We start from the raw sequence: 12,224 nt of genomic DNA, 5'->3' as shown, positions 1-12,224 counted from the left end.
GGCCTCACCGTCCAGAGCCCGTGCACCCGTCCTGGTACCTGTCCCGGTACCCGGCCTGGAGTACCGTGGCACGCACCTGGGGGCGCAGGTCATCCTCAGGGGGAGTCCAGGTGCGCGCGTCAGCCTGGACCTGCTCCCCGCTGCGGATGTCCTTGACCGAGTCGGAGCCGCCCGGGTCGTCAGCACCGTCCGCCCGGGGGGCGTCGTCGGCACTGTCGGCTCCGGTGGCCGGGAACCAGACGAAGGGGATGCCGCGCCTGTCGGCAAAACGGATCTGCTTGCCGAACCGCGCCGCCGAGGGCGACACGTCGGCACTGATACCGCGCGCGCGCAGGGTGTCGGCGATCTCCTCGGAGCGGGAGCGGTGCTCCTCGTCAGTAACAGCCACCAGGACGCAGGTGGGTACGGGGCGGCTGACTTCCAGCAGGCCTGCCGAGACGACCCGGGACAGCAGGCGGGACAGGCCGATCGATATGCCGACCCCGGGGTAGGTCCGTCCTGAGCCTGCGGCCAGGGAGTCGTAGCGCCCGCCGGAGCACACCGACCCGAGGTCCTCGTGCCCCTCCATGAAGGACTCGTAGACGGTGCCGGTGTAGTAGTCCAGGCCACGGGCGATCCGCAGGTCAGCCAGGAGCGCTCCCGGACGTCGGCGCCCGGCCGAGTCCAGGACGGCCGCAAGCTCGCCCAGCCCCTCCTGGAGGAGCTCGGTGGGCTGGGCACCGTCCAGGGCACGGTGGACCTGGTCGGAGACGTCGCGGGGATCGGTACCGCTGACGCGGGCCAGCGCCAGCGCGCGCTGGGCCTGCTGTGGCGTGGTGCCGACGGCGTCCACGAGCTCGGCAGCCACCGCCTGCTCCCCGATCTTGTCCAGCTTGTCGACCACGCGCAGGACCTCGATCACCTGGTCCTGGCTGATGCCCACAGCCTGGTAGAAGCCCTGGGCCACCTTCCGGTTAGACACGTGGATGGTCACCCTGGGTACCGGTAGGGCGGTGAGGGCCTCGTGCATGACCAGCGGCAGCTCGGCGTCGTAGTGCAGCGGCAGGGTGCCGTCGGCCACGACGTCGATGTCGGCCTGGACAAACTCCCTGAAACGTCCCTCCTGGGGCCGCTCGCCACGCCAGACCTTCTGCACCTGGTAGCGCTTGAAAGGGAAGGACAGCGCCCCCGCGTTGTCCACCACGTAGCGGGCAAAGGGGACAGTGAGGTCGAAGTGGAGCCCAAGCTGGTGGCGGGGGTCGAGGTCCCCACCGGGCTGGGGTACCCGGCCTGGAGACGGGAGAGCAGGTAGACCTCCTTGGAGGTCTCCCCTTCATCGTCAGTGCCGACAGGGGCTCAACGGCCCGGGTCTCGATACCGGTGAAGCCGTGGAGCTCGAAGACGGTGCGCAACGTGTCCAGGAAGGACTGCTCCACAAGGCGGCCCGTGGGGAGCCACTCGGGAAAGCCGGAGAGGGAGGATACTGCCTGTTGCACCTGAGCCATAGGGCACATTGTGTCATGGCGGTCCGTCAGGAGTCCGTCAGGGGCGCCTCTTAGGAGGACAGGGGTCATACCGGTTCATACCGGTCATCGTCCGGTCTCGCCGCCGCGGACCCTGGCCTCGGCCAGGTAGGGGTTGGCACGCAGCTCGTGGGCCATGGTGGTGGCCGCACCGTGCCCGGGCAGGATGAGCGTGCCCGGGGACACCGCAGTGGCCAGCAGGCGCAGGGTGGCCAGCATCTGGTACTGGTCCCCGCCCGGGAGGTCCGTGCGCCCCACGGAGCCCTTGAAGATGACGTCACCGCCCAGGGCGACCAGGTAGCTGCGGGGCTGGTCGGCCTGCGCGGGGTCTGCGTTGACGACCTCAGGAACTTCCGCCTCGTGCAGCAGCGGGTGGTCACCCAGGGCGGCGTTGAGGAAGAACATCGCCGAGCCCTCGGTGTGGCCCGGCGCGGGCACGGCCTGGACGGCGATGCCAGGGACGGGCTCGACAGCCCGGGAGTAGCCCTCCTCGGGAAAGGCACGCAGGTCCGTGGGCCGCACCCAGGGAGTGCCAGCCATGTCGGCGAAGCCCGCGGCCCGGGAGCGGATACCGGTGGTGGCGTCAGGGTCCTCCATACGGTACAGGTCCGGTTGGGGGAGGTAGGCGGGGACGTCCACGGCGTCGTCGCGGGCGAGCAGGCCCTGGGCGTGGGCGGTGGCGACCAGGGCGCTGGTGTCCCACACGTGGTCGGCGTGGCCGTGGGTGAGCAGCACCGCACCCAAGGTGAGCCGGTGGGCGCGTAGGAGGGCGAGTGCCCCGGCAGCCGCCCCCGCACCGGGGTCCACGACCAGGGCGGGCGCACCTGGGGCGGGGCCAGGACGTAGCAGTTGGCGGCGAAGACGGGGGCGACGGTGCGCTCGATGATCATACGATCAGACTACGCGTGTTCCGTCCTGCCCCGGCCAGGGCCGGGGCAGGACGGAACACGCGGGAGACGGGGCCGTAGCGGGTCAGCCGGCGGCGTTGAGTGACCTCAGCGCTTCCTCGGGCAGGCTCAGGCGCGCGGCCTCCACGGCGTCACGCACCTGGGCGACGCTGCTGACCCCCACGATGGGCCTGATGGAGGGCTCCTGCGCTATCAGCAGCGCGATGACGAGCTGGCTGGGCCTGACGCCCAGCTCACGGGACCAGGTGCGCAGCGCCTCCAGCCTGGCGTAGGTCCCGGGGTGGTCGTAGGCGGTGGGCAGGGGGCGGTCAGGGTGCTCGTAGAGACCGGTGAGTAGCGGTGTGTAGGCCCACAGGTCAACCCCGTTCCTGGCGGCGAAGTCCTTGCTCCCGATAGTCATCATGCCGTGCGGGTGGTTCTCACCCTCGACCTCGACGTCGGGCCTGTGGTGGAGGTAGGACTCCCGCAGCTGGAGGGCGGTGAACGCGGCAGCACCCTTGGACTCGGCGTGGACCTTGGCCGCCGCCGCGAACCACGTGGGGTGGTTGGACAGCCCGATGCGGGAGGTCAGGCCCTGCGCGACGAGGTCGGCGAAGGTGTCGGCCACCTCGGGGACGGGGCGGCTGCGGTCCTCCATGTGTGCCCAGTACAGGTCCACGCGGTCGGTGCGTAGCCGTTGGAGGCTGCCCCGGAGACGGTCGCGCACGACCTCGGGCGCCAGTCCCTCGGCGTGGGCGGGGAACCCTCCCGGGCGGGTCGGCTCCGCCCCGACCTTCGTGCTGAGCAGGACCTTGTCGCGCGCACCGCGACGGGCGAGCCAGTCGCCGATCACGGTCTCGCTCTGACCTCCCAGGCCGGTGTCTGACAACCAGAAGGCGTAGCAGTTGGCCGTGTCCAGCCACTGCCCGCCCAGGTCCAGGTAGGCGTCAAGAATGTCGTAGGCCCGATCAGCCGGGACCCGCGTCCCCAACTGCATCGTCCCCAGCGCGATACCCACAGGTGGGCTCGGTTCACGGCTCGCATCCAGGGCACCCGCAGCCGCGAGCTCGGCAGGTACAGACGCGCTCATGGGTATCCCTCCGTACTCCCGTTCCGGTAACAAAACACACAGGCCGGGACACCCGCGTCTGCCGGGCTCCGGCCGGGGCTGCCTCCCGGACCTGGCTCCGTCAGGTTACCAGGGACACCTCCGCCTAGGTCCGGCCGGTCCAGGCTCCCGATGCTTGCTCCAAGCCCTGGCCCCCCACAGGACAACGACGTAGACTTCCTGGCACTGCCGCCTTCCGGTGACTGGGTCACCAGCCAGGGTGCACGGGGGGCGTGGTGGGTGCCTTGCTGGTGGCTGGGAGGGGTCCTTCTCATCTGCCACCGGTCTCAGGTGTCCTGCCCCTTCCGTTGGTGCCTGGGGTGGGTCTTGTGCCTGGAGGGGTTGTGGTGGTGGTGTGGTGAGGGTTACGGTTTGGTTTATGCGGATGAGCGAGGCTCAGTGGCACGAGGCGTGGCTGCACGCCACGCCTGAGTGGGTGGACGCACGTATGGAGGAGGCACTGAGGCTGCGGGGGTGGTCGCCCATGGGTGTGGGTGCCCCTGTCACGGAGGAGCACGTGAGCTACTTCGGCGGTGTGCTGCCCGCCTCGGTGCTGCACCTGTGGGAGAGGTTCGGGTTCGACGGGTTCGGGCAGGGGCGGTGGTGGTTCGCTGACCCCTTCCGGTGGGCCCCGGTGGTCCAGGCGTGGCTGGAGGGCACCCCTGTGCCGTTCCCGGAGCAGCGGTGGTGGTGCCTGGCCCGCTCCGCGATGGGGGCCATGAAGGTGTGGGGGAGGTCTCCGGCCCCGCCCTGACCCTCACCCCCGCCCTGGGAACCGTCTACCCCCACTCCGGCCACGCCCGGGACATGGCTGACCCGGTGATGCGTGAGCGCATGGGCGCCAACACCCTGGTCTCACCACGCAGGGACACGATCGACGACGACGACACGGGTGTGCTGGTGGCTGACTGGGCCATAGACAACCTGGGGGTGCTGGGGGCGGGGCAGGTCTACGGGCTGACCCCGGCCTACTGCTTCACCGGGCGTGTCAGCACCAGCCAGGTCGGCATTGAGGACGCTACCGCGCACCTGGTCTTCCTGGCCCAGGCCCAGGACCACGTCCTGGGCCCCGACTTCTCCGCCGCCGCCGCGCAGACAGCCGCCAGCATCGCCGCAGGCGGCCCGGGCACCGGTGACGGGACAGGCGGCGGCCCGGGCGGTGCCGGTGGCCCCGGTGAGGAGGGGACGGGCGGGCCGGGGCGGGGTCGTGATGCCCGGGCGCTGGCGGGGCCGGCCCCGCTGGCTCAGGCGCGGGCGCGGGCGCCCACCCGCCCCCGCCGCTGGTCCCGCAGGCAGCGGTGGTGGCCAGGCCCCTGGCCACGGGGGCGGGGCTCCTGGTCCTGGTGCCTCGCTGGCGCCTGGGGACATGTTCACCCCGGGCAGGGCGGGCGGGCAGGGGGTGCTGGTGTGGGAGGGGTCGGTGGCAGCCCCGGCCAGCCCGCTGGCCTGGCACTCCGCGGTGCCGGTGGAGGTGTTCTTCCACACCGGCCACCACGCCTCCACCCAGGCGCTGGCCTCCGAGTTCACCCGCCAGCTCGACCGCCAGCTCTCAGCCCTGTCCCTGCTGTCCGCTGAGCGCCTGCTGGAGGGCATCCGCACCTACCGAACCCAGGGCCGCCACCCCACCTCCAAGACCACCAGGGACGCCCGGGACCTCTTCATGGAACAGGTCGTGGACGACCTGCAGCGTGTGCACCAGTTCTCTGAGGAGCGTGCGCTGGCGGAGACGGCCAGGATCGACCGGGCGCTGGTGGTCCTCCACGAGCCCGACCAGGTCACCTACGGCCCCTCCCAGCCCGCCACCACCGAGGGCTGGCCCTCCCTGGGCCACAAGGCGGTCAACTCCTCCGTCGGCGGCCAGAACAGGCCCATGGTGGCGGTCCTGGAGCAGGCCGCCCTCCAGGTCCCACCCGACCAGAGGCCGCACGTGCGCCTGCTGGTGCGCGCCGTCCTCACCGGCTCCCCCGACCTGGCTCAGGACCTGCGCCACGGCCAGGCGCACCTGGAGCCCCGCACCCAGGCCCAGGTGAGCGCCACCAGCCCCCGGGGCCACCGTGGACCCCCACCCACCTCGCCTCCACCATCGCCGCAGGCCACCCACCCTGGCACCCACCAGCCCGGGGACAGGAGCCCGCGCCCTCGGCCACGACCCGGCCCGGGACCGGGCAGCCGGGACCAGGCCAGCCCACCACCAGCCAGCCGTCGCCGGAGCCACCCCGGCCAGGCCCCACCCGCACCGGCGCCGCTACGGCTGGGCCGCCCCAGACGGGCCAGCCCCGTGCAGGCCAGCCGCCCCGGCCGCTGACCCGCGAGGAGGTCCTGGCCAACATCGCGTCCCACGTGGCCCAGGACCGGCGCGAGGCACCCACCGGGACCGACCTCGCCCGCACCACCCGCCTGCGCGAGGCCTCCTTCCCCCACCCACCCACCACCGTACGAACACCACCAGCACAGGCCCAGCCCCAGGCAGGCCCCACCACAGACAGACCACCCCGGCCGCTGACCCGCGAGGAGGTCCTGGCCAGGATCACCGCAGCCGCCCAGCAGCCCACCCAGCCCCCACCCCACGCCAGACCCCCACCAGAAACCGCAGACGCAACCGAGGCCTAAGCCGCTAAGAGGCCGCTAAGCCACCGGCCTATGTCGGTTATAGGTTGGGCCAGCCACCTCGGGAGCTGGCAGCCCACCGCTATGAGGCCTGGCCCCCCACAGGACAACGACGTAGACTTCCTGGCACTGCCGCCTTCCGGTGGCTGGGTCACCAGCCGACCCTGCCTCCGGTCGCGTACGGAAGCGAGGCCCGCCCGGGCCTCCACCCCGTCAACTGATGAAGGAGCACCCCCGTGTCCGAGCAGACACAGCCCATCACCGGGCTCCAGCCCGATACCGCACCGAGCGAGGCACCACAGGAGCCGACCTCCGAGGCCGCCCAGGTCGCCGACTCCACCGAGAGCACCGAACACACTGAGAGCACTGAGACAGTCGGCACCCGCACAGGAACGGACAGCCTCGCTGCCCCCGACACAACAGCACAGGCGGCGCAGGACGGCAGTGATCAGGACAGCGACGAGGCGCCCCAGACGCAGGAGGCGAGCGCCCCGGCGCTTCTGAGACTCCGGAGCCCTCCAGCTCCCTGTCGCCCAGGTCCCCTGAGCCTGCCGAGGCGTCCCCAGCACCTCCGGCACAGCCCGAGGGGCCGGACGGCGCCAAGGGCGAGGAGAGCAAGGGTGAGGAGAGTCTGACCCCGCCTGCTGCCCAGGCCGCCCAGGCTCAGTCGGCCCCAGCGGCCCCCTCAGAGCCGACAGTGGACCCGCAGGAGGCGATGGACGCCGCCAAGTGGGGCCGGGTGGACGGAGAGGGACGGGTCTATGTCCAGGACGGCGGTACCGAGCGCGAGGTCGGCCAGTTCCCCGATGTCCCCGTCGCCGAGGCGATGGCCTTCTACGTGCGCCGGTTCCTGGACCTGAAGTCGACGGTAGACCTGTTCGCCACCCGCCTGCCCCAGCTCAGCGTCCGGGAGATCGACTCCACATTGAAGTCTGTGGAGGACTCCCTCAAGGAGCCTGCGGCTGTCGGCGACCTCGACGGGCTGCGCTCCCGCTTCGCCGCGCTCAAGACTGTCGCCACTGAGCGCCGTGAGGCGGTAGCCGCGGAACGGGCTGCCGCCAAGGAGCAGGCGCTCAAGGAGCGTACGGCCATCGTGGAGCGGGCCGAGGCCATCGCGGCCCAGGACCCTGCTCGTACCCAGTGGAAGAGCTCCGGCACCGAGCTGCGCGAGCTTCTGGAGTCCTGGAAGCAGGCACAGCGCCGCGGCCCCCGGCTGGACCGTCCCACTGAGGACGGCTTGTGGAAGCGCTTCTCCCACGCCCGCACGACCTTTGACCGCCACCGCCGCCAGTTCTTCAGCGAGCTGGACGCCAGGCAGGCCAAGGTCCGTGCGGCCAAGGAGGCCCTCATCAAGAAGGCGGAGGAGCTCCAGAACTCCACGGACTGGGCCGGGACCTCAGCCAAGTACCGAGACCTCCTGGAGGAGTGGAAGAAGGCTGGACGCGCCTCCCGCAAGGAGGACGACGCCCTGTGGGCACGTTTCCGCGCCGCCCAGCAGGTCTTCTTCGACGCCCGTCGAGCCAAGGACGCGGCTGCCGACGCCGAGCTCGCCGAAAACCTCAAGGTCAAGGAGGCGCTCCTGGCCAAGGCGGAGGCGCTGGTGCCGGTTACCGACGTCAAGGCAGCCAGAAGGGCGCTGCGCCCCATCCAGGATGCCTGGGATGAAGCCGGCAAGGTCCCACGCGGTGCCGTTCGCCGGGTCGAGGGACGGATGCGTGCTGTCGAGGACGCCGTGCGTGAGGCGGAGAACGCCGAGTGGCGTCGTAGCGACCCTGAGACCAAGGCGCGCGCCGAAGGCCTGGCTGGCCAGCTCCAGGACGCCATTGCCGCCCTGGAGACGGACCTCGCTGCTGCCCGGACTGCGGGCGACTCCAAGAAGGTGGCCGAGGCGGAGGCAGCCCTGACCGCGCGGCGCGCCTGGCTGGAGCAGGTGCGCCGCTCAGCCCGAGCCTAGCGGCCACAGCCCTACGACCACCGTGCCGTCTGCGGGTCGAGGCCCTGGATCCTGGCGCAGGCCTCAACAACCTCCCGGAGCCAGGCCGCCAGCCCTGGGGCACGGTGGTCGTAGTGACGGCGAAGACGCTCGTCCTTCTCGTAGAGGCGCGTGATGAGCACCTGCTGGGACACCGAGACGTCGAACCAGCGGCTGAGGTCGCTGCGGTGGCGTTCCGCCAAGATGCAGGCCTGCGGGCTCCCCGGGACCACGCCACGACGCATCGCCTCGACCAGCTCGCTCTCCAGCGCCTCAGACTCCTGGCAGGCCTGCTCCCAGTCTCCCCAGGTCATGGAAGCCTGTCGGTGGCCAGCCTGCGCCCACTGCTCGGTACGTCCCCACCGCTGCTCAGCCTCCTGCGCGTAGGCAGGGTCCCAGGTGGCTCCCCAGAAGTGTCCCCAGAGCCCGGCCAAGGCGGTTCTGGTGTCTTCCGGTAGCTGTTGCGGTCCCTCCTCTGTCTTCCTCTCCTTCTTCATCGCTTCTGTCCTTTCCACCATGGAGTCGATAACACCTAGGGCCCGCGTCAGTTGGCAGACACGTTCCTCCAGCAGCTCACGCTGGCGCACCAGGTGGGTCAGCACCTCCATGTGCGGGGCGTCCAGGAGTCGACCGATGAGCGCCAGCGGTACTCCTGCCTCGCGGTAGGCAAGGACCTGCTCCAGGCGCTGACAGTCTCCTGAGGAGTACAGCCGGTACCCCACCTGACTGCGCCGAGAGGGCCGAACCACGCCGACGTCGTCCCAGTGGTGCAACGTACGGACACTGACTCCCAGCAGTGCAGCGACCTCCCCCACCGTCATCATGACAGGCCCGGGTGCCGACCCAGACCCGTCCCCGTCCGCTCTCCCGACATGGTCGGCCTCATAACGCTGTGCCATAGTCCTATCCTCCTGCCTCACCCTGCGTCAGGGTCAAGCCAGGCACAGGCGACACGGCTGTCCACAGGTGCCTTTCTGCGAGCTGGCCCAGGCTCCGGGACGGACCCATCATGGGACCATGGCACGTCCCATCCCCGTCCGCGGCCACGCCGCCCTGGCCTACCTTGCCGCCTCCCCCCAGCGGCCGGCCCTGGACGCGCTAGAGGAGGAGGAACTGGGCGTACTGCGCTGCCACCACCTGGACAGCCAGGTCCTGGTCCGGACCCTGGGCCACTACTACCCGGTGGACACCCTGGCTTCGCCCGAGGGGAGGATGCGTGCCGTCAGCTCGCAGGTCCCCAAGGGCGCGACTGTGATCGGAGCCACCGCTCTGTGGGTACACACCGGTGGCGAGTGTCCTCGACGGCTCACGGTTGCCGCCACGGGTCACGCCAGGGGCAGGTGGCGTACCCTCGACATCAGCCGCACCCGTCTACCTCCAGCAGACACGCAGACGGTCGCCGGACTGCGGTGTGCCACGCTGGAACGGGCCTGTGTCGATGTCGCCCGCCTGGCACCCCCGGTAGAGGCAGTACGCGCGGTGATGCGGGCACGTGACGCAGGAGCCAGCCGGGCTCGGCTGCTCCTGGCGCTGACGCACTGCCAGGGCGCAGGCGCTGTTGGCCGCCCCCGGGCCCAGCGCATCATCGACGCCGTCATGCCACCGGGACAAGCCCAGGCCACACCCTCACGGGGCCGACGGCTTCTACGAGCAAGACGCAACCTACCCAGGCGCCCAGGCCACACCCTCACGGGGCCGACAGTAGGAGCGCCATGAGCACACTGGAGGCAGGCAGACAGCACACCACACCAGCCAGGCGGTGTCACGCCTGTGCTACCTTCCGCGCCGCAGACGCTGACGGTGCTGCCCGGCGTGCCTCAAACACCCCGTCAATACGCCGCAGCGCGGACAGAGTGTGGTCAAGGTGCCCAGCCTCAGCCAGCTCCACCACGAACCGGCCGGTGACAACCCGGTCCCGGCTGGTGCCGATATGGGCACTGATAAGGTTCACGTGGCCGTCAGCCAGGACACGGGTGATGTCAGCCAGGAGGCCGCCACGGTCGAGGGCCTCGATCTCCACCTGGACAAGGTAGGCGGAGTGGGCATGGTCCGCCCAGGAGACGCCGATCATCCTCTCCGGCTCGTGCTGGAGCTGGTCCACGTTCTGACAGTCCGCACGGTGCACCGAGACCCCCGACCCGCGAGTGATAAAGCCGACGATCGGGTCTCCGGGCATAGGGGTACAGCACCGTGCCAGCTTGACATAGACGTCGCCTGCCTCCATCCCGGCGACCACCACACCGGCGTCACCGCCTCGGGAGCGGTGACGTGCGCTGGCAGCCCGTGTGGGCAGCACCCCCTCAGCCAGGGTCTCCTCCGCACCGGCCTCACCCCCCATGGTGGTGACCAGGGTGTCCACGACGTGGTGGGCGGAGACATGGCCTTCCCCGACCGCAGCGTAGAGGCCGTCGATGTCCCCCTTGTCGAGGGTCTTGGCCACGCCCATGAGCGAGTCGTGGTTCATCAGTCGCTGGATAGGCAGGTTCTGCTTGCGCATGGCCCGCGCAATCGCAGCCTTGCCCTCCTCAATAGCCTCCTCGCGACGTTCCTTGGAGAACCAGGAGCGGATCTTGTTGCGCGCCTTGTTCGAGCCGACGAAGGACAGCCAGTCCCGCGACGGGCCCGCGTTGACGGCCTTGGAGGTAAAGACCTCGACGGAGTCCCCGTTGTCCAGGCGCGTGTCCAGCGGAACCAGGCGCCCGTTGACACGTGCACCGACGGTACGGTGACCGACTTCGGTGTGGATGGCGTAAGCGAAGTCCACCGGGGTGGCCCCCGACGGCAGTGAGAGCACGTCACCCTTAGGGGTGAAGACGTAGACCTGCCCTCCCGCCATCTCGTAGCGCAGGGCATCAAGGAACTCAGCAGGGTCCTGGGTCTCCTTCTGCCAGTCCACCAGCTGGCGCAGCCACCCCATCTCCGCCTGGTCAGAGCCGACGCCCCGGCTCCTGGCTGACCCCGCGCCTGAGGCATGAGGGTCCTGCTTGTACTTCCAGTGCGCCGCGACCCCGTACTCCGCCATCCGGTGCATCTCATGGGTCCGGATCTGGATCTCCACGGGGTTGCCCCCGGGCCCGAGCACCGTGGTGTGGAGAGACTGGTAGAGATTGAACTTGGGGACCGCGATGTAGTCCTTGAAGCGTCCGCTCATCGGGGTCCAGCGGGAGTGCAGCGCTCCCAGGACCGCGTAGCAGTCCTGGACGGAGTCGACGATGACGCGCACGGCTACCAGGTCGTAGATGTCGTCAAAGTCTTTACCGCGCACAATCATCTTCTGGTAGATCGAGTAGTAGTGCTTAGGCCTTCCCGTGACCACGCCCTTGATCTTGTTGACCCTCAGGTCCTCCTCGATCTGGAGACGAACCTTGCGCAGGTACTCCTCCCGCGCCGGAGCCCGCTCGGCCACCATGTGCTCGATCTCCTCATACACCCCCGGGTAGAGAGCCCGGAAGGACCGGTCCTCCAGCTCCCACTTGATCGTGTTCATACCCAGACGGTGGGCCAGCGGTGCGTAGATCTCCAGGGTCTCCCTGGCCTTGCGGGCGGCGTTGTCGGCGGAGACGTACTTCCATGTCCGGGCGTTGTGGAGCCGGTCGCCCAGCTTGATGACCAGGACGCGGATATCACGCGACATGGCGACAATCATCTTGCGCACGGTCTCAGCCTGGGCTGCCTCCCCGTACTGGAGCTTGTCGAGCTTGGTGACGCCATCCACAAGCAGCGCGATCTCGTCACCAAAGTCCCCACGCAGGCGCTCCAGGGTGTAGTCGGTGTCCTCGACGGTGTCGTGGAGCACGGCCGCCGCCAGGGTCTGAGGGGTCATCCCCAACTCGGCCAGAATGGTCGCGACCGCGACCGGGTGCGTGATGTAGGGCTCTCCAGACTTGCGACGCTGCCCCGAGTGCGCCCTCTCCGCCACCTCGTAGGCCCGCACGATGAGATCGGTGTCCGCCTTGGGGTGGTTGGCCCGCACAGCCCGCAGCAGCGGCTCAATGGCAGCAGGCGTAGAGTGCCCCCGGCCCCCGAACCAGGCCAGACGGCTGCGCACGCGCGAGCCCGGGACGACGCTGTCGCCTCCCGTGTCCGGGGTCGTTTTGGTCTCGGTCATTAGGGCATGGTATATGTGAAACCGCCTTCATCACCGTACG

Annotated in this window: 9 protein-coding genes and 2 pseudogenes; 6 read left to right on the top strand and 5 right to left on the bottom strand. The window is 70.0% G+C overall.

The window, feature by feature from the left end; genetic code table 11:
• Positions 1-4: 4 nt before the first annotated feature.
• The 3 genes and pseudogenes from hisS to D5R93_RS06280 form a co-directional block, all read right to left on the bottom strand.
• A pseudogene (gene hisS / locus D5R93_RS06290) lies at positions 5-1,493 on the bottom strand (histidine--tRNA ligase).
• 75 nt (positions 1,494-1,568) lie between these two features.
• Positions 1,569-2,392: pseudogene (locus D5R93_RS06285) on the bottom strand (MBL fold metallo-hydrolase).
• An 82-nt stretch (positions 2,393-2,474) separates the two neighbouring features.
• Positions 2,475-3,479 carry an aldo/keto reductase gene (locus D5R93_RS06280; protein ID WP_120204408.1) on the bottom strand — a complete coding sequence of 335 codons (1,005 nt, stop codon included), beginning with the start codon at positions 3,477-3,479 and terminating at the stop codon, positions 2,475-2,477.
• A 403-nt stretch (positions 3,480-3,882) separates the two neighbouring features.
• Here D5R93_RS06280 and D5R93_RS06275 point away from each other — a divergent pair, with 403 nt between their 5' ends.
• From D5R93_RS06275 to D5R93_RS06255, 5 genes are all read left to right on the top strand, one after another.
• On the top strand, positions 3,883-4,251 hold the full coding sequence (locus tag D5R93_RS06275; protein ID WP_162933864.1) for a GAD-like domain-containing protein: 369 nt from the start codon (positions 3,883-3,885) through the stop codon (positions 4,249-4,251).
• Positions 4,224-5,072 (top strand): hypothetical protein, encoded by an 849-nt coding sequence (locus D5R93_RS13225; RefSeq protein ID WP_162933863.1) that lies wholly within the window; start codon positions 4,224-4,226, stop codon positions 5,070-5,072. The genes D5R93_RS06275 and D5R93_RS13225 overlap by 28 nt, the downstream gene beginning before the upstream one ends.
• Entirely contained in the window at positions 4,969-5,802 is an 834-nt protein-coding gene (locus tag D5R93_RS06270; protein ID WP_162933862.1) for a polymorphic toxin type 15 domain-containing protein, read from the top strand. Before D5R93_RS13225 ends, D5R93_RS06270 begins: the two co-directional genes overlap by 104 nt.
• Positions 5,803-5,837: 35 nt before the next feature.
• Positions 5,838-6,107, top strand: coding sequence for a hypothetical protein (locus tag D5R93_RS06265; protein ID WP_120204400.1), 270 nt, complete (start codon positions 5,838-5,840; stop codon positions 6,105-6,107).
• A 523-nt stretch (positions 6,108-6,630) separates the two neighbouring features.
• Positions 6,631-8,058, top strand: a complete 1,428-nt coding sequence (locus D5R93_RS06255; protein ID WP_479722555.1) for a DUF349 domain-containing protein — start codon at positions 6,631-6,633, stop codon at positions 8,056-8,058.
• A gap of 11 nt (positions 8,059-8,069) precedes the next feature.
• On the opposite strand, the gene D5R93_RS06250 is transcribed toward D5R93_RS06255, so the two are convergent.
• Positions 8,070-8,975: a MerR family transcriptional regulator gene (locus tag D5R93_RS06250; protein WP_243106994.1), complete on the bottom strand. Its 906-nt coding sequence runs from the start codon at positions 8,973-8,975 to the stop codon at positions 8,070-8,072.
• 118 nt (positions 8,976-9,093) lie between these two features.
• Here D5R93_RS06250 and D5R93_RS06245 point away from each other — a divergent pair, with 118 nt between their 5' ends.
• The gene (locus D5R93_RS06245) at positions 9,094-9,792 is read left to right on the top strand and encodes a hypothetical protein (protein ID WP_205570104.1); all 699 of its coding nucleotides are present in this window, start codon (positions 9,094-9,096) and stop codon (positions 9,790-9,792) included.
• 46 nt (positions 9,793-9,838) lie between these two features.
• Here the strand turns inward: D5R93_RS06245 and D5R93_RS06240 are convergent, their stop codons facing one another.
• Entirely contained in the window at positions 9,839-12,184 is a 2,346-nt protein-coding gene (locus tag D5R93_RS06240) for a RelA/SpoT family protein (protein WP_119834997.1), read from the bottom strand.
• Between the last annotated feature and the right edge of the window lie 40 nt (positions 12,185-12,224).

Source organism: Actinomyces lilanjuaniae (genome assembly GCF_003606385.1).
Lineage (GTDB): Bacteria > Actinomycetota > Actinomycetes > Actinomycetales > Actinomycetaceae > Actinomyces > Actinomyces lilanjuaniae.
The sequence above is the reverse complement of the archived record's forward strand: the minus strand, read 5'-3'. Positions and strand labels throughout refer to the sequence as shown.

Bases quoted from the DNA above. Each gene is read 5' to 3' on its own strand.
- D5R93_RS06275 (WP_162933864.1), top strand. From the start codon at position 3,883: ATGAGCGAGGCTCAGTGGCACGAGGCGTGGCTGCACGCCACGCCTGAG.
- D5R93_RS06250 (WP_243106994.1), bottom strand. From the start codon at position 8,975: ATGGCACAGCGTTATGAGGCCGACCATGTCGGGAGAGCGGACGGGGAC.
- D5R93_RS06240 (WP_119834997.1), bottom strand. From the start codon at position 12,184: ATGACCGAGACCAAAACGACCCCGGACACGGGAGGCGACAGCGTCGTC.
- D5R93_RS06245 (WP_205570104.1), top strand. From the start codon at position 9,094: ATGGCACGTCCCATCCCCGTCCGCGGCCACGCCGCCCTGGCCTACCTT.
- D5R93_RS06280 (WP_120204408.1), bottom strand. From the start codon at position 3,479: ATGAGCGCGTCTGTACCTGCCGAGCTCGCGGCTGCGGGTGCCCTGGAT.